The 16,779-nt window shown below is 64.6% G+C and carries 17 protein-coding genes; 10 read left to right on the top strand and 7 right to left on the bottom strand.

The window, feature by feature from the left end; genetic code table 11:
- Positions 1 to 8 precede the first annotated feature (8 nt).
- Positions 9 to 350: an arsenate reductase family protein gene (locus BMY31_RS00130; protein WP_078686270.1), complete on the bottom strand. Its 342-nt coding sequence runs from the start codon at positions 348 to 350 to the stop codon at positions 9 to 11.
- A 480-nt stretch (positions 351 to 830) separates the two neighbouring features.
- Here BMY31_RS00130 and BMY31_RS00135 point away from each other — a divergent pair, with 480 nt between their 5' ends.
- Positions 831 to 1,829 (top strand): threonine ammonia-lyase, encoded by a 999-nt coding sequence (locus tag BMY31_RS00135; RefSeq protein WP_078686271.1) that lies wholly within the window; start codon positions 831 to 833, stop codon positions 1,827 to 1,829.
- 33 nt (positions 1,830 to 1,862) lie between these two features.
- Here BMY31_RS00135 and BMY31_RS00140 read toward each other — a convergent pair whose 3' ends face one another.
- Positions 1,863 to 2,801: an HAD-IIB family hydrolase gene (locus BMY31_RS00140; RefSeq protein WP_159443944.1), complete on the bottom strand. Its 939-nt coding sequence runs from the start codon at positions 2,799 to 2,801 to the stop codon at positions 1,863 to 1,865.
- Positions 2,802 to 2,957: 156 nt separating this feature from the next.
- On the opposite strand from BMY31_RS00140, the gene BMY31_RS00145 reads away from it, so the two are divergent.
- From BMY31_RS00145 to BMY31_RS00155, 3 genes are all read left to right on the top strand, one after another.
- A complete protein-coding gene (locus BMY31_RS00145; protein ID WP_180371309.1) occupies positions 2,958 to 4,409 on the top strand; it encodes an alpha/beta hydrolase-fold protein in 1,452 nt (483 codons plus the stop codon).
- Positions 4,410 to 4,436: 27 nt separating this feature from the next.
- Complete coding sequence (locus tag BMY31_RS00150) at positions 4,437 to 5,024, top strand: GNAT family N-acetyltransferase (protein WP_078686274.1); 588 nt, start codon at positions 4,437 to 4,439, stop codon at positions 5,022 to 5,024.
- Positions 5,025 to 5,156: 132 nt separating this feature from the next.
- Positions 5,157 to 5,537, top strand: coding sequence for a winged helix-turn-helix transcriptional regulator (locus BMY31_RS00155; protein WP_078686275.1), 381 nt, complete (start codon positions 5,157 to 5,159; stop codon positions 5,535 to 5,537).
- On the opposite strand, the gene BMY31_RS00160 is transcribed toward BMY31_RS00155, so the two are convergent.
- Together BMY31_RS00160 and BMY31_RS00165 are read right to left on the bottom strand one after the other, a co-directional pair.
- Entirely contained in the window at positions 5,534 to 6,334 is an 801-nt protein-coding gene (locus BMY31_RS00160) for a CPBP family intramembrane glutamic endopeptidase (RefSeq protein WP_091007238.1), read from the bottom strand. The two genes, BMY31_RS00155 and BMY31_RS00160, sit on opposite strands and share 4 nt — an antisense overlap.
- A gap of 28 nt (positions 6,335 to 6,362) precedes the next feature.
- A complete protein-coding gene (locus tag BMY31_RS00165; RefSeq protein ID WP_078686277.1) occupies positions 6,363 to 6,962 on the bottom strand; it encodes a GNAT family N-acetyltransferase in 600 nt (199 codons plus the stop codon).
- A 204-nt stretch (positions 6,963 to 7,166) separates the two neighbouring features.
- On the opposite strand from BMY31_RS00165, the gene BMY31_RS00170 reads away from it, so the two are divergent.
- The 4 genes from BMY31_RS00170 (at position 7,167) to BMY31_RS00185 (ending at position 9,996) form a co-directional block, all read left to right on the top strand.
- The gene (locus BMY31_RS00170; RefSeq protein ID WP_091007241.1) at positions 7,167 to 8,096 is read left to right on the top strand and encodes a putative ABC transporter permease; all 930 of its coding nucleotides are present in this window, start codon (positions 7,167 to 7,169) and stop codon (positions 8,094 to 8,096) included.
- A 210-nt stretch (positions 8,097 to 8,306) separates the two neighbouring features.
- Complete coding sequence (locus tag BMY31_RS00175; RefSeq protein WP_078686279.1) at positions 8,307 to 8,537, top strand: hypothetical protein; 231 nt, start codon at positions 8,307 to 8,309, stop codon at positions 8,535 to 8,537.
- A gap of 162 nt (positions 8,538 to 8,699) precedes the next feature.
- Positions 8,700 to 9,179: a deoxycytidylate deaminase gene (locus BMY31_RS00180; RefSeq protein WP_078686280.1), complete on the top strand. Its 480-nt coding sequence runs from the start codon at positions 8,700 to 8,702 to the stop codon at positions 9,177 to 9,179.
- A gap of 52 nt (positions 9,180 to 9,231) precedes the next feature.
- A complete protein-coding gene (locus BMY31_RS00185) occupies positions 9,232 to 9,996 on the top strand; it encodes an SGNH/GDSL hydrolase family protein (RefSeq protein ID WP_180363862.1) in 765 nt (254 codons plus the stop codon).
- A gap of 40 nt (positions 9,997 to 10,036) precedes the next feature.
- On the opposite strand, the gene eno is transcribed toward BMY31_RS00185, so the two are convergent.
- Entirely contained in the window at positions 10,037 to 11,326 is a 1,290-nt protein-coding gene (gene eno, locus BMY31_RS00190; RefSeq protein WP_091007244.1) for a phosphopyruvate hydratase, read from the bottom strand.
- Positions 11,327 to 11,507: 181 nt separating this feature from the next.
- On the opposite strand from eno, the gene BMY31_RS00195 reads away from it, so the two are divergent.
- The gene (locus tag BMY31_RS00195; protein ID WP_078686282.1) at positions 11,508 to 11,762 is read left to right on the top strand and encodes a DUF1653 domain-containing protein; all 255 of its coding nucleotides are present in this window, start codon (positions 11,508 to 11,510) and stop codon (positions 11,760 to 11,762) included.
- A 42-nt stretch (positions 11,763 to 11,804) separates the two neighbouring features.
- On the opposite strand, the gene BMY31_RS00200 is transcribed toward BMY31_RS00195, so the two are convergent.
- Positions 11,805 to 14,768, bottom strand: coding sequence for an insulinase family protein (locus BMY31_RS00200; RefSeq protein ID WP_091007247.1), 2,964 nt, complete (start codon positions 14,766 to 14,768; stop codon positions 11,805 to 11,807).
- Positions 14,769 to 14,947: 179 nt separating this feature from the next.
- Between BMY31_RS00200 and BMY31_RS00205 the strand changes: the two genes are divergently transcribed.
- Positions 14,948 to 15,946, top strand: a complete 999-nt coding sequence (locus BMY31_RS00205; RefSeq protein WP_257612281.1) for a DMT family transporter — start codon at positions 14,948 to 14,950, stop codon at positions 15,944 to 15,946.
- Positions 15,947 to 16,070: 124 nt separating this feature from the next.
- On the opposite strand, the gene BMY31_RS00210 is transcribed toward BMY31_RS00205, so the two are convergent.
- Positions 16,071 to 16,520: a universal stress protein gene (locus BMY31_RS00210; RefSeq protein ID WP_078686284.1), complete on the bottom strand. Its 450-nt coding sequence runs from the start codon at positions 16,518 to 16,520 to the stop codon at positions 16,071 to 16,073.
- Positions 16,521 to 16,779: the final 259 nt, after the last annotated feature.

The following is a 16,779-nucleotide window of genomic DNA, read 5'->3' on the forward strand; positions in this document are numbered from 1 at the left end:
GAGCCGGCCTACTCCCAGGTCTTCCAGACGTCGGGCTCGAACCCCACGGTCGCCTTCTTGCCGTTGCGTACGATGGGCGTGCGCATGACCTGCTGGTTCTCGAGCAGGACGTCGACAAGCATGGACTTCGGCGTGTGCTGCACCAGGGCGAGTGCATAGCCGTCCTTGCACTGTGGGTTCAGAAGCTGGGCGATTCCGCCGACGGCAGACGCGACGGAGTTCAGCTCTCCCTTCGAGAGCCCCTTTTCGCGCATGTCGATGTACTGGAACTTGATGCGGCGCTCTTTGAACCAGCGCTCGGCCTTCTTGGAGTCGTTGCTCTTCTTGCTGCCGAAAATCTGAACGTTCATCGTGACTCCAATCTTGTCTTGTGACCCGGTCGCGCGTCGGCTACCTGCGCCTGCTCTTGAACGTCTGGTCGAGGGCGACGTGGCCGCAGCTGCAACGAGCCAGATAATCAGGCTGCGTCCCAGACTCCCGTGCAGAAGTCGACGCCAAGGCAGAGGGCGGTCGCGGCGATTCAGAGCACTGCCTTCCGGCCGTTGGCTTCGGTGGATGCCCTGCCCGCGCGGCTTTGGTCATCCTGCTCCAGAATCATGATGCACTCCTTGTTCGGCGCGCCTGCTACAAACGTATCAGACTATCCCCGTGTCGTGCGGGGCCGGCGCGCCGGGGCTCCCGTCTGGACACGAACGTAGCTCCCGGTGCCCGGTTGCCGCCGCCAACCGGGCCCGACTTTTTGACAACCAGCGGTTGCGTCCGTCAAAGTCGCAGCTAGATACCTATACTAGTGGCAAAGGCTTTAGCCTCGGATTAAGGGGTGGTGGCGCATGCCGTTCGATTTCCAGGAGGTTTGGGAGGCTCGCGAGCGCATTCGCGGCTACGTGCGGAAGACCCCGCTCGAGGAATCCTATTACCTGGGAACGGGCCTGGGCGGCAGGTTCCCGAAGACCGGGCGCCGCTACTTCTTCAAGCTCGAGTGCCTTCAGCGCGCGAAGAGCTTCAAGATTCGTGGTGCCCTGAACAAGATGCTGACGCTCACGCCCGGGGAGGTCCGCCGCGGGGTGGCTGCGGTCTCGTCGGGAAACCACGGCAGCTCGGTCGCATACGCCGCGTCCATCTTGGGCATCAAGGCGCCCAAGATCATCGTGCCCTCAACCACGCCTCAGTCGAAGCTGGACAAGATTCGCTACTTCGGCGGCGACGTCCTTCTGATGGGAGACAACTACGACGGCGCGCACGTTCAGGGGCTCGCCTACATCCGCGAGCATGGGCTTACGCTGATTGACTCGTGCGACGAGGATCCGAAGGTCTACGGCGGGCAGGGCACGGTGGGCCTCGAGATTATGGAGCAGAACCCCGACATCGACACCATCATCTGTCCCATGGGTGGCGGAAGCCTGGCCACGGGTGTGGCGACGGCCGCCAAGCACGCAAGGCCCGGCGTGCGCGTCTTCGGCGTGCAGACGGAGGCCTCGCCAGCCTTCGTGGCATCGTATCGCGATGGCGTGATGTACGAGGAGTACCCGACCATTGGCGAGACCATCTGTGACGCGACGGTTGGCGGCGTCGGCAGGCTTGCCTACGAGCTCGACCGCGATCTTCTGGACGGCATACTCGTTGAGCCGGAGGAGACCGTGCGCCGCGCGGTCGCGTTCATGGCACGGGGCGAGAAGTTCCTATGTGAGGGGGCTGGCTGCCTCGCCGTGGCTGCAGTCATGAACCATGCCGAACAGATTGGCGGAAGGAACGTCGCCCTGGTCGTGAGCGGCGGAAACATCGACGGAGATGCCCTCGCGCGCGTGCTGAACGAGTTCCCCGACGCCTAGTGGGATTCCCTGCGCACGGAGCGTCACTGCCGGCTAGCCCCTCGGGGTGAAGATGGGAAGGCTTTCGACCTTTCGGTCTCCCGTGGGACGGCTGCGCATGGCCAGACCGCGCTCGTTCTCCTCCTCGCACATGAACTCCGGCATCCTGCCGTCCGCGGTGGCTCGGGCAATCTGTGCGATGGCGTCGGCCACGGCGTCGTCGGCCGACGCGCCGATGTGCCAGCGGGCGGCCCTTGCCACCTCGTCCGTCGCGTTCGCAACAGCCACGGAGTTGGGGTACAGGTCAATCAGCTCGAGGTCGTTCTCGGCATCGCCGAAGACCGCGACCTCCTCGGGCTCGAGCCCCAGGTGCCTGCGCAGGACCTCGGCGCCCATGGCCTTGCTCCAGTTTTCGGGGGCGATGTCGAGCAGGGGAACCTGCGGGCCGGGCGAGAAGAACCTCAACCCCCCGACGTGCTCGCTCAGGCGCCGGCGCATGGCCTCCATGCGCTCGGGGTCCGCCAGGACGCGGATGTTCGCCTTTACGACGGGTGCGTCGGGCAGCGTGGTGCAGACGGTTATCTCGTCGCCGCCCTGCGAGACGGCGTGGCGCGCGTCCGTGGGGTCGGAGGAGATGACGAACCTCTGGGCGTGCTCGCGCTCGACTCCCAAGGTGAGGCACATGACGAAGTCGGGCTCGTCCCTCAGGAGGTCGGCGACCTTCTGCAGGCCTGCCGGGTCAAGGGTCTCGCGATGCAGGATTTTGCCGTCCGCGCGCACGACCTGGCCGTTCGAGAAGGCTGCCGTTGCGCAGCAGCGCTCGTCTCCGTCGAACGCGCTGAGGACGCCCGCGAAGACGCGCCCGGTGATCGCCGAGAAGTGAACGCCCGCGTCAAGTGCCGCGTGGATGCCGTCTAGCGCGTGGTCGGTCGCGTGCTCCAGGCCAAAGTGGATGAGGGTCTCGTCTAGGTCGCTCAAGATGAGCTTGATCACGTTCTTCTCCTCTGCTTCTTCGGTGTGACGAGGCTCATTATGGGCGAAGATGAACTTTTGCCTCACGACAACGGCCTGCGTGCGCTATCTCCATGGACAGAACTATTAAAATGTCAGTCAAAACGTCAATTCCCCTGCCAGCAAAAGGAGAGTCGCATGAAGGCTCAGATGTTCACCCTCGAGAGCAAGGACCTGCAGAAAAGCTTCGACGTCGCCGTGTTTGGTGAATCGGGCACGCCCGTGTTGGTCTTCCCGGAGGGGGATTCGTCGTTTGCCAGCTGGCAGGAGGCAGGCATGATCGACGGCCTTGCGAGCCTGATGGACGACGGCGCGGTCCAGCTGTTCTGCGTCGACTCCGCCGACGACCTTGGCTGGTACTCGCGCTTTGCCATCGACGAGTACCGCGTGGACAACATCGAGGGCTACCTCTCGTTCGTTAAGGACGGGCTCGTGCCGTTCGTCCGTGCGCACGCGGCCTCGCCTGCGGCGCCTGTCGCGCTTGGTGCCGGCATGGGCGCCCTCAATGCGACGCTCGCCGTGCTGCGTGACCCCGCGTCCTTTGGTGGCCTACTCGCGCTCTCCGGAAGCTACGACGTTCGCGCCTTCGTGAACGGTGAGCCCTCGGCCCTCTGGGAGAAGGTCTCGCCCCTCTCGCTGGTGGACGCTCTTGGACCGCGCGCCAAGGCGACTCAGGAGCTCAAGAGGCTTCGCCTGGCGTTCGTCTGCGGTCAGGAGCAGAGCGAGTCGGGCATCGCCTCCCAGAAGACGCTCGAGGAGGCGCTTGCCCAGAAGGGGGTCAAGGCGACCTTCGAGTACTGGGGTTATGACGTCTCGCACAGCTGGGGCTGGTGGCTCGAGGAGACTAGGCAGCTGCTTCCCGCGATCCTGAGCCCGGGTGGGCTGGAGGAGCGCAGGGTCTCGGCCCGCGTCGCATATGCGGCAAACGAGGACGAGCATGCCCGTGCCGCGCTGACGGATGCGCGCGAGCGCCTGGCCGCAGCCCGCGACGCACTCAAGATTGCCATCAAGGACGCCGAGGCCACTGCGGCGCGCGTCCAGCGCGAGGACGCCTCTGTCGAGCAGAAGCGCGGGCGCGAGGCCGACCTGATGGCCAAGGCCGCGAAGCTCTGGGAGGAGCGCGACCGGGTGGCCGCCCTCCTTGCGGAGGCCGAGGGCAAGGCGCGTGACGTCCAGGGCCAGGCAGATGCTGCCGCACACGACCGCGCCGACGCCGAGTGGATTGCCGGCGAGGCGAAGGCCGCGGTCGAGCACGCAACCCAGAACAGGCTGTCCGCAGAGGCGAGGATCGCCGAGTGCGAGGCGGCCGTCGAAGCGGCCCAGGCGGCGAGTGCCGCTGCGGCCAGCGCGCTGAGCGCGGTCAGGGCCGAGGCGGACGCAGAGGTCGCCGCCGCGAAGAGGCCCGCGGCCAAGAAGGCCGCCACGAAGAGGCCCGCGGTCAAGAAGGCCGCCACGAAGAAGCCCGCGGCCAAGAAGGCCGCCTCGAAGAAGCCCGCGGCCAAGAAGGCCGCCACGACCAAGAAGACAACCGGCACCTCGGGCGCCAAGGGCGGCAAGGCTTCGCCCAAGGCAGCCAGGGGCGCAAAGTAGCGCGCCCGCTCGAGTGAGGAAGAGACGATGCTGAGGCAAAAGAGGCTGCGACTCGTCTCCCGGAGCTTCCGGGACGTCTACCGCCTGCTGAGGGCGTCGTTTCCGGCGACCGAGATGCTGCCCTTCTGGCGGCTGCGGCTCAACACCATCCGAAGCTCGGTCCTCCTGCTTGCGTTCTACGAGGACGAGACGTTCGTGGGCTTCGTCTACCTGGTCAACTGCGACGACGGCATGTACATGCCCTACCTCGCGGTGAGCGACACCTGCAGGTCGCAGGGCTTTGGCAGGAAGATGATGACGCAGGTCAAGATGATCGCCTGCGAGAAGCCCGTGGTCGCTATTGTCGAGGAGCCCGACGAGGATGCGCGCAACTCGGAGCAGCGACGCAGGCGCAACGCGTTCTTCAGGAGAAACGGGATGCGAGACACCGGCATCAGGACCATCGAGCCGGACGGACTCCACTGCGTGATCTCGACCGATCCCGACCTGGCTCCCGACAGGGTGCGCCGGCTCATCCTGCTCCTGTCTGGCGGCCTCTACAGGCCGACCTTCGCGTGCCAGGACTCGGATTGGACGCTTCACCCTGAGGAGATGCATGCATCCGGTCGCCGATAGGGGGGCTGCCGTTTGGGGCGGTCATTTGACCGTCGCACAGACGCATTTGCCCTAAGGGGAGAGAAGTGCCCTCGAGGTGATAACATATCGTAGGGCGAGGCAGCTTCCCTTTGGAAACGAAAGAGGTGGACCATGGCTGATGCGGTCGGGCAAGGCTACGTTGAGTTTCGCAACGGCAATCGTCCCAACAGGGCGGACCTGCCCTCGTGTCCTGTGCAGGTCTGCGCCCAGTTGATGGGAACGAAGTGGAAGATCCTCATTCTGCGTGACCTTCTGGAAGGTACGAAGCGCTTCGGCGAGCTGCGCAAGTCGGTGACAGGCATCTCGCAGAAGGTGCTGACTGGCAACCTTCGCGAGCTTGAGGACGCGGGACTGGTCGCGCGGCGCGTGTACCCGGAGGTTCCGCCTCGCGTCGAGTATCTCCTTACCGAGACGGGCGAGAGCATCAGGCCCGTTATCGAGAGCATGCGTTTGTGGGGCGAGTCCTACCTCGCGTCGTCCTTGCGGGACTAGCTCCCGATCGGGCCGTTGGCCGCCGTGTCCGACCGGAGCTCCTGCGCCTCGGCGTGGCCGAGCAGCCAGAGGGACGTGACGACCAACACGATCAGGCCCAGTGCCAGCATCTCGTTGGGGTTGAGACCGAAGAGCGACATGAAGGTGTTGATGGTGCCGTGGAGGATGGCGCAGTAGGTCGCCGAACCCGTCGTCGCGTACAGGGAGCAAAGCGGGAGCGACAGCGCTATTGCCATGAGGGCGAACGCCCAGAAGGGCGTCGAGAGGTGCGGGTCCCCTGGCGTGAACCAGAACGGCAGGTGCCAGATTGCCCAGGTGGCGCCCGTCCCCATGGTCGAGAGAAGCCACGATCCCGTTATGTGCTCGAGCAGGGGCTGCATGGTTGCCCTCCAGCCGACCTCCTCGTTTCCGCCCGCCCAGACCGTCGCCGCGAGCCAGATGAGGGGGAGCAGCGCGGGCGAGACGTTTGGGTTGATGCGAAACCCGGCGGAAAGGGCGAGCGTTGCGACGATGATGACGGCGAACATGATGAGGCGGTTTGCCGTCTTGGGCCGCGCGCTAAAGAACAGCCTGTGAAGCGTCGACTTGTCGCGCCAGGGAAGGGCCGCGATTGCGCCGATGGCGGGCCCGAACCCGCCTACAAGCCAGAGCGTGCTCGGCAGCGGGTCTGCTATGGATGCGACGCCGAGGTTCGAGATGATGGCCCTGAGGCCCCAGCACGACCAGGTTATGGCGAAGGAGGTGGCTATATAACGGGCTAGTCGCGCCGGGCTTTTGAGTTCGGGCGTGGAACGCATGCACTTCTCCGTGGTGATGGTTGGGGACCTATGCGATTGACTTGATTGTCGGGAACGGCTTGAACTTGGGCGCGGGAATGACGTGGCGTGCGATGACGCGCTCCATCCAGACCATGTCGTACCAGCGGCCGAACTTGTTCTGGCATCCGTCGAAGCGACCGACCATGCGGTATCCCATGCGCTCGTGGAAGCGGATACTCGCGTCGGTCAGGTATGGGTCGTCCTGCGCCTGGGTGGCAGAGATGCACGCGCACATGTTGGTGACGTTCATCGAGGTCAGAATCTTGACCAGCCTGTCGTGCAGCGCGCGTCCCACGCCCCTGCCGCGTGCATCCCGGCTGACGTAGATCGAGGTCTCTACCGACTGGTCGTACGCCGCCCTGGTATTGAGGGGGCTGACGTAGGAGTATCCCAGGATGCGTCCCTGACTGTCGACGCCTGCGAGATCAGATTCGTCAGAGACGGCGACGAGGTAGGGATAGCGCTCGAGCGTGTGGGCGATGCGCCCGCGGAACTCGTCTTCTGTGGGTACCTCGTACTCCGCCGTGATGGCCGTTCCCTCGACGTAGGGCGCATATATCGCTAGGAGCTCCGGCGCGTCATCCACCGTGGCGACTCTGATGTGCATTCTTCTCCGATCGACAATAAGCAACCTACACATGATATGCCACGAGCGAAAGATTCGTGGGGATGCGCGTCGGGATGAAACAAAGGAGTCGGGTGCGGCGGGGGGCGGGAGGTGCGCGGTGCCGGCAGGCGCGGTCTCCCCACCTGTGTCATCATGTTGTTCGTTAGCTATGAACGTCGTCTTGTTCTCTTGGGAGGTGGGCCCATGTTTTGGTCACTTGTCAGTCTCTTGCTCCTGGCTGCGGCCCTTAGGGTCATCTACAGCCTTATAAGGGCTTTCTTCGCGTGGCTTGGGCGTGGCAAGCCCATCGAGCGCGCCGCCGTGAACCGCGATTTGCCCGAAGACGTTCGCAAGGCGGCCGCCGGACTCGACTACTACTACCGCCTCAAGGGATACCGAGAAGAGATTGGCAAGCCCACCAGGCTTACGCGCGCGCAACTGAAGGTCATTGCCAGGGCCGAGCGCCTGGTCCGAAACGACCGCGTGAACCACATGATGATAGGCTGGTACCAGCTTGTCATACTGTTTCTGGTGGGATCGGTCGCGGGCCTCGCCCTGGAAGAGGTCTGGATGTTCATCACGACGGGCCTCACCGAGGGGCGCTACGGTCTTGTGTGGGGGCCCTTCTCGCCTTTGTACGGAGTGGGCTGCGCGCTGCTGACCATCATCTCGCTCAAGCTGCGCCGCAGGAACGCGACGTGGTGGCAGACGTTTCTTGCCGCGATGATCGTCGGCGGGCTTCTGGAGCAGATCACGGGATGGGGAATGGAGACCCTCATGGGCGCCGTCTCGTGGGACTACTCGGCCGTGCCGGGCGCCATCACCAAGTGGGTGGCGGTGCCGTTCCTGTTGTTCTGGGGAATCCTGGGGCTGATCTGGGCCGACGTCGTGACGCCGTGGCTGCTTGACCTGATTGGCGAGCCGACGACGAGGCGCCAGGTGGTGTTCGTGCTGATTCTTGCCGTCTACCTGGGTCTGGACGTGTTTATGACCACGGCGTGCTTTGCGAGGCGCGCGGCACGAGATCACGGCATCCCGCCGGCCAACGGGTTTGAGGTATGGATAGACACGCACTACTCGAACGAGTTCATGAGCAACCGCTTCGAGAACATGGTCATAGAGGGCGAGGACTAGTCGGATGTCCCCCTCGTGCCCCGGGACGGTTTCTGCGAGTTGTCTCTGCCGATGCCGTAGTTTTGACATATGTTAAAAAACGTTTCCATTTAGGCGCGCGCCCAAGACTCAAGTGACCCGCGAGCTGCAATTTGGCTACTATTTTCATATCGGAGTGTGCGAGTGGACGCCCCACGATCCGCTCGCCGTGTAGCGAGGAGTGGATTGAGTATGCGCAAGACTAAGACTTTCGAGGGCAAGCGTCACGTGTACGATACCGCCAAGGCCGAGGCCGTCGGAAACCGCTGCTTCGGAGAGTTCGGCGATCCGGCCGGCTATGAGGAGACGCTGTACAAGACCAAGGGCGGCCTGTACTTTATCGACGGTGTCGGCGGTCCCGATTCTCCGTATCCCCAGGAGGACATTCGTCCCCTGACCAAGGCGGAGGGCGAGTCCTTCTAGCCGTTGGCCCCATGCTTTGACTGTCTACGGACTGGGCGCCTGCCGCCCAGTCCGCGTTTTGTATTATGGTTAGCTGCGAAACCGGCGCGTGCGAATCGACTGCCTCCGCCAGGCGGCGTGCGCTCGCGCGTATGGCGCGTCAGCAATAAGGAGCGAGCTTTCATGGCAGACGAGCGCAGAGACGTTATCTCTTGGGACGAGTTCTTCATGCGTGTCGCGATTGCGGCGCAGCTTCGCAGCAAGGATCCCAACACGCAGGTGGGGGCCTGCATCGCCGACACGGACCACCGCATCCTCACGGTCGGCTACAACGGGACGCCTCACGCCATATCGGACGCCGAGTTCCCCTGGGGCACCACCGACGACCCCCTGAACGACAAGCACAGCTACGTCGTCCATGCCGAGGCGAACGCCATCTTGAACTTTCGCGGCAGCCTGAAGGACATGCAGGACGCGACGGTCTATGTCACGCTGTTTCCCTGTCACGAGTGCGCGAAGCTCTTGGTTCAGGTGGGAATCGGCGAGGTCGTCTACCTGGATGACAAGTACGACGGAACGGTCGACAACCAGATCAGCAAGCGCGTTCTCGATTCCTGCGGCGTCAACTATCGCAAGGTCGAGATGACCCACGGCCTTGGCTAGGGACCCTTCTTCCGTTTGCGGCCTCGGTGCAGGTGAGGGGCGAGGTGCTATCATGCGCGTGCTGATGCTGGGCAACAGCCTGACGACCGCCCATGACCTGCCTCGGCTGCTCTTGGCACGACTGTCAGAGCGCTGCGGCGCCAAGGTGGAGGTCGTCGTCCACGCGCGCGGGGGAGCGAGGCTGTCCGAGCACCTCAACCCGAAGACCAAAAACGGGGCGCGTACGCTTCGCGCGCTCGGTCGGCTGTGCGGCGAGCGGCAGGCTGGCCTTGACTTCGTGGTGCTCCAGGAGATGTCGCATGCCCCGGCGACGACGCCCGAGGCATATCTGCGCGCGGCGTCCGGGCTGTGCGAGCTGGCGCGATCTGCGGGTGCGCGTCCCGTCATCTATGGCACCTGGGCCTACGAGAGGGATTCTGCGGCGCTCGCGAGGCTGGTGGAAAGGCATCCGGAGGCCTGCGGGCGAGCCTGCATCCACTGCCCCCATAGCGACGTCCGCCGTGAGGGGCCTGGCGTCACGGACGGCTTTGCGCCCTGCATGGGGATGCACGGGCTGATGCACAGGGCCTTCGCTGCGGCCGCGCGTGAGGGCGGGGCGGTGCTGGCAGACGTTGGCTCTGCGTTTGTCGAGTACCATGGCGTCGGTTCGCCCTATTCGTCCGATGGGGTCCATCCCAGCGAGGTGGGGGCACTTCTTGCCGCGGACGTGATCGCGCGTGCGATTGCCGGCGCATGGCGCAACCCGCCGGCGTCTGGGGGGCTGTCCCAAGGGGCTTCGGAGCCGCTAAACGTTAAGAGGGGCCGCCGCACCAGGTGATGCGACGGCCCGCTTTGGCGCCTGGCGCGTTGCGTCGGGGCTAGGCGAGGTTGTAGAAGGCGTTCTTCCCGAGGTACTCGGAGGAGTCGCCGAGCCCATCCTCGATGCGGAGGAGCTGGTTGTACTTCGCCACGCGGTCGGTGCGGGCGGGGGCGCCGGTCTTGATCTGTCCGGCGTTGGTCGCGACGGCGAGGTCGGCGATGGTGGTGTCCTCGGTCTCGCCGGAGCGGTGCGAGACGATGGCGGTGTAGCCAGCGCGCTTTGCCATCTCGATGGCCTCGAGGGTCTCGGTGAGCGAGCCAATCTGGTTGACCTTGATCAGGATGGCGTTTGCGGCGCCCAGCTGGATGCCCTTGGCAAGGCGCTTGGTGTTGGTGACGAAGAGGTCGTCGCCCACGAGCTGGACCTTCTTGCCAATGCGTTGGGTGAGCTTCACCCAACCGTCCCAGTCCTCCTCTGCGAGGCCGTCTTCGATGGAGATGATGGGGTAGGTGGAGACGAGCTTATCCCAGTAGTCGACCATCTGTTCGCTCGAGAGGGTGCGTCCTTCTCCCTTGAGCTCGTACATGCCGGTCTCCTTGTTGTAGACCTCGGAGGTCGCGGGGTCCATGGCGAACATGAAGTCGACGCCTGGCTCGAACCCGGCCTCCCTGACGGCCTTCATGAGGTACTCGAACGGCTCAGCGTTGGTCTTGAGGTCAGGGGCGAAGCCACCCTCGTCACCGACGCCGGTGTTGAGGCCGGCCGCCTTGAGGACGCCCTTGAGCGTGTGGTAGACCTGCGAGCACCAGCGCAGCGCGGTGCTGAAGTCGGGTGCGCCGACGGGCATGATCATGAACTCCTGGAAGTCCACGTTGTTGTCGGCGTGAACGCCGCCGTTGAGGACGTTCATCATGGGGACGGGAAGGGTGTGGCCGCCCACGCCGCCAAGGTACGCGTAGAGGGGCTGGCCTGCGCTCTGGGCGCCGGCGCGCGCGACGGCGAGGGAGGCGCCCAGGATGGCGTTGGCGCCGAAGTTGCCCTTGTTGGGGGTGCCGTCGGCGGCGATCATTGCGTAGTCGGCACCTCGCTGGTCGGCGGCCTCGCGACCCACCAGAAGCTCGCGGATCTCGTTGTTGACGTGGCCGACGGCGGTCTGGACGCCCTTGCCCTGATAGCGCTTTGCGTCGTCGTCGCGCAGCTCGACGGCCTCGAACTCTCCGGTGGACGCGCCGGAGGGAACGATGGCACGGCCGAAGGAGCCGTCTTCCAGGGTTACCTCGACCTCGACGGTGGGGTTGGCGCGGGAGTCCAGTACCTCTCGCGCATAGACGCTTGCGATCTTGCTCATGTGATGCCCCTTTCGGATGCTTGGCATGGCTCGCTTTAAGTAAGCCACGGTTTACTTACATAAGTATACCCAAGCTAACTTCCTTTCGCGCGCATGGAGAGAAATGCGTCCCGCGCGACCCAATGACCACGTTGCGGTAGACAATGGAGAAGGACGTACCGTGCGAGGTTGGGGAGGCGCGATGGCTGAGCGAGAGCTGCAGGTGGGCAAGATCTACCGGCATTTCAAGGGAGACCACTACCTGGTAGAGGGAGTTGCGCGGCACAGCGAGACCGGCGAGGAGCTGGTGATCTACCGAAAGCTTTACGGCGACTGCTCGCTCTGGGTGCGCCCCAGGCAGATGTTCATGGGTGAGGTCGATCGCCAGAAGTACCCGGACGCCAGGCAGCGCTACCGCTTCGAGCTCCAGGAGATCCCGAGCGTCGCGGGACATTAGTTGGGGCCGGTCTTGCGGCCGGCCCCCATGGTCTGATCTGGGCTACTCGGAGTCCATCATGTCTCGAACGAGGAACTTCGTGCCCGACGCCTCGATCGCCTCGCGCGGCCCGAAGACCACCAGCGAGCGGGAGTCGTGCAGACCCGCTAGGGAGGCCGCGGCACCGCGAACGTCCTCGGCGCTCACCGCAAGCTCCTGGTCGCGAACGTCGGCGCGCCAGGTCGCGGGCCTTCCGATGAAGTGCTCGCCGTCCTGCCTGCGGGCGATGGCTCGGCTCTTGGCCGGTGCGTCGTGCGCCGCGACAACGGACACGACGTAGCCGTCAAGCTCCGCCGGCGAGGGATTCCAGTCCCTGAGGTAGGACTCGGCGGCCTCGTAGCGGTCGAGCGTCGCGTCGACGTTGGGGTCGCGATACGACCAGAACTGGTCGAGCTGCGAGACGGTGTGACGGAAGCCCGTGCCGTAGGCGCCGCCCTTGACGCGAACCTCGTTCCACAGGTAGTCGAACGAGAGGGCGCGCGCCGCGACCTGCCAAGTGCCCACGCTGGCCACCTTGGGCCGTGCGCCGGCGCCCTCGGCCACGTAGCTCACGTTCGAGGGGATGACGAACGCCTCGTCGTCGGCGACGGGCTCGGGAACCTGGAGCGAGCGCCTCTGCCCCTGGAAGGACTTGAGGCCCAGCGCGCCCGCGGACTTCCAGAACGCCTCGAGGTCCTCGCGCGACCCGGTGAAGCTGACCAGCACGTGGTCGCTGGTGAAGATGCGCCTCGAGAGGTCGTCGAGCCTTGCGCGCAGATCGTCCTTGCGCGCGTCCCAGTTGGCGAGCAGGTCCTTCAGGAAGAAGTAGAAGTCGATGCCACCAAGCGCCTCGGCCACGACGGCCGACTTCGCGTAGTGCGCGGTCAGGCGCTTCATGGCGGCCGCGTGCCCGGAGCCGACGAAATACTGCGAGAGGGCGATGCGCTTCTGGGTCAGCAGGGCAAGCATGCGATCGGTGTCTGAGAACTGCGTGCTCGACCAGACCTCGCTAGGAATGGTCGCCGCGGAGCCGATGCGCTCCGAAAGCGCGCTGGTGCCGACCACGAGATAGGGACGGGCGTCATCCAGGTCATCGTCTACGGCGTAGGTCTCGCTGAAGAAGTCGAGGTTGCCCAGGTTCTTCTCGACCAGGGTGTCGAGCTCTGCGGCGCTGCGGGTTGCGGTGTCCAGGTTGCCCAGCAGCGCCGAGAGGACGCCGACGTAGGGAAGGTCCTCGAAGGCGAGGTCGTCCAGTCCGAAGTAGTGGTAGACATAGTCGATCTTGTGCGTGGGCAGGGCGTGGTAGAGGCAGGGGAGAGGTGCCTCGACCTTCGTCGCGTGCGCCTCCTCGGGTGCGTCCTCGATGTCGGCGACCGTGAGCTGGGGGAGCTTGGCGAGGTCCTCGGGAGAGTCGGGGGTCTCCTGCTCCGCGCGAAGCGCCGCGACCTCGCTCGCGACGTGGTCGAGCTCGGCCTCGCTCATGTGCGACCTGAGCTCGGCAAGCTCGGCCGCCTCTTCCGTCGCGGAGCCCTCCTGGACGGGCACCAGGTCGACGAGGGCGTTGTGGGAGCTCTCGCAAACGAGCTCGCGCAGGAGCCTCTCGAAGTACCCGTCGTCGAGCCCGGCGCGCATTGAGTCCATCGCGTCCTCGTAGCGCAGGTAGTCGACGGGGCGTTCGTCGTCGTAGAGCCAGCTGGCCAGCGACTGCATCGAGAGGGCAACGCCGTCTCCGTACGAGCCCCAGTCGTTCTCGCGCAGGTTGAACTCGCACTGCGCGAGCGACGCGCTCAGGCGCTCGCGGTCGATGCCCGAGTCTGCCATCTGGGCGCAGGCCGACTCGACAAGCTCGCGGAACCGCTGCGCGACGCCGGGCTTGGCGCCCTTGAGGACGAACAGGACCTGCGGCTGAAGCTCGCTGTCGATCAACGTCGCGCTGAAGTCGTCGCCCAGGCCGGAGTCGAGCACGACGCGCTTGAGGGGAGACTCGTTGGAGCCGGCAAGCGTGTCCAGAAGGACGTCGGTGGCAAGCACGCGCTCGCGCTGGTCTGCGGTGCCGATGACATAGGCGAGCCCGACGCTGGCGTTCTCCGGCGCGGTCGCCATCTCGATCCGCTTGAGCGCGGGCGTGACGGGGCGCTGCAGGACCAGAGGGTTGGGCGCGCCCGCCGTACGGACGGGCGCCTGTGCGAAGCGCTCGCCGATAAAGGCGAGCTCCCGGTCGATGTCCAGGTTGCCGTACAGGATGGTGTAGCTGTTCGCCAGGTTGTAGTGGCGCGCATGCGCGTCGAGGAAGCCCTCGTAGCTCAGCGTGGGAATGGCACGTGGGTTACCGCCTGACTCGAAGCCGTATGCGCTGTCCGGGAACAGCTGGGAGCCGATTGCCTGGAACAGCACGTCGTCGGGATCGCTCAGGGCGCCCTTCATCTCGTTGAAGACGACGCCGTTGTAGCTCAGGGGACCGTACTTCTCGTCCGCTCCCTCCTCTGCGGGGGCGAGCTCAAGGTGCCAGCCCTCCTGCTCGAAGATGCGCGGGCGCTTGTAGATGGCGGGCTGCAGGACGGCGTCGAGGTAGACGTCCATGAGGTTCTCGAGGTCGGCCGTGTTCGTCGACGCCACGGGATACATTGTCTTGTCGGGGAAGGTCAGGGCGTTCAGGAAGGTCTGCATCGAGGTCTTCAGCAGGTTCACGAATGGCTCCTTGACCGGGAAGCGCTCACTTCCGCAGAGCACCGAGTGCTCGAGGATGTGGAACACGCCGGTGTTATCCGCCGGGGGAGTCTTGAAGGCTATCGAGAAGGACTTGTTGTTGTCGTCGATGGCGAGCCACAGCGCGCGGGCCCCCGTCGCGTCGTGGCGCATGACATAGGCCATGCCGGAGAGCTCGGGCAGAGGCTCGACCTTGGTCACGGTGAAGCCGGCATGGTGCGTGCCGACGGCAAGCGCGGGGTCTGCTGCGGTGTAGGGAACGGTCTGTGGGGTGTCGCTCATGTGCGCTCCTTTGGGGCGGTGGTGTCATGTTCCAGGCACCAGATTCTGTGCCTCGTGTCGATTCGTTTCTGACGCTAACTTTACCCGTCTTGTGTGATTCAATGCTCTGTGCATGACACATCGTACAAGTCCACAGAACGACCCATCCAACTGCGGATGGACAGGAGAGTTGGGTAAGAGTGAGCGAAACCGCCATCGTCGGGAAGACCGAAGTCGACAAAGATATTGATGCATCTTCGGATGTCTTGGGCGAGGCCGAAGGCACGCCTGCGGCAGAGTCTGCCGAAAAGCCTAGGAAGGTGTCCGACGGCCTGGTGCGTGGCATCGTCTTCACGGTCCTGGGCGGTGCGATGTGGGGCATGAACGGGACGATCTCAAAGGTCCTGATGGACGGCTACGGCGTGGCCCCGCTGTGGCTCGCCTGCGTGCGCGAGCTCTCGGCGTGCTGGCTCTTTCTGATCGCGGCGGGAGTCCACTCGCCCAATCGCCTCAGGGGCGCCCTCTCCGACGGCCGGTCGCTCCTGTCGATTCTGAGCATCGCGCTATTCTCGATCCTCTTCTCGCAGGTTGCCTATCTTGAGGCCATCCACTGGACCAACTCGGCGACGGCGACCATCCTGCAGAGCCTCGAGGTCGTGCTGGTCATGGTCTACGTGTGCCTCGTCAACCGCCGAAGCCCGCGAAAGAGGGAGATCGCCGGCCTGATGCTGGCGCTCGCCGGAACCTTCCTCGTTGCGACGGGCGGAGACCCCAGCAAACTCCAGCTTCCGGTCGAGGGACTGGCGTGGGGCTTGGGCTGCGCCGCTGCGGCTGCCGTTTTGGCCATCCAGCCCATCCGCATGATCGACCGATGGGGCAACTTCACCGTAAACGGCCTGGCCTTCCTGTTCTCCGGCCTGATTCTTGCGGCGTTTGTCCAGCCATGGGCCAACGTGCCCCAGATCGATCCCACGGGCATCGCCCTTTTGTGCTGCTCCATCCTGATGGGGACCTTCGGCGCCTATGCGCTGTTTCTGCAGGGGACCAAGATGGTAGGGTCCGTCCGCGGCTCTATGCTGGCGACCACCGAGCCCATGATGGCGACGCTGAGCTCGATCGTCTGGTTGGGTGCGGTGTTCAGCCCTGCCGACCTCCTTGGATTTGCGATGATCATCGTGATGGTGTTCCTCACCGCATAGCCCCCGCTCCGTCCGCCCCGCAGATGTCGGGCACGTGAGGCCGGCAAACATACGCTAAACGAGAAGGGCGACCCCAGCGGGCCGCCCTTCGTCATGCATGGACAAGGCGCTACGAGCTGCGTCGCTACTTGAGTACCAGCGTGTCGCACTTGGCGTTGCGCGTGAGGAAGGTCGAGATGGACCCCAGAAGTGCGTACTTGATGGACGATAGCCCGCGCGCTCCGCAGATGATGAGCTCGGGCTTGATCTCATCGATCATCTCGTCCTTCAGGGTCTCGCGAATGCGGCCCGCCTTGACGACCACCTCGATCTTGGGAATCTTGCCCGTTGCCTCTGCCCTGGAGATCTGGTCCTCAATCGAGGCGCGGAAGTCCTTCTCGAGCGAGGCGACAAGGTCCATGGGGTAGGTGCCGGCGGTCTCGAGGGCCGTGGAGTCAATCACGTGTCCGACGTAGAGCTCCGCGTTGTTGTTGGCGGCAACGATGATTGCGCGGTCAAGAACCTCATGCTGCGCGTCGGTTCCGTCGAGGGCGACGAAGATCTTGTCGTATCCCAGGTCCTGAAAGCTTGTCATGGGGACACCTCCTGTTTCGGATGTAGGGTCACCGGCTTGGTTTGAGTCTACCCATGACTCTGGCGACGTAGATGAGCAGCGCTTTATCTTTTTGTGAACGGTTTCTCACGCGAGCGTTGCGCGCGATTGCCCCGCGCCTGCGACGGTTTTCTTGTGGGCCGAGCCCCCGTGATGGCGGACGCTCGCATAATGATGCAAGCACCGAATCGCAAGCACGCTGTCGTCCGGCCGTCGCACCGCGATGGCCGTCCGCTCGCTA

The organism is Parafannyhessea umbonata, assembly GCF_900111255.1.
GTDB classification, from domain to species: Bacteria; Actinomycetota; Coriobacteriia; order Coriobacteriales; family Atopobiaceae; genus Olsenella_J; species Olsenella_J umbonata_A.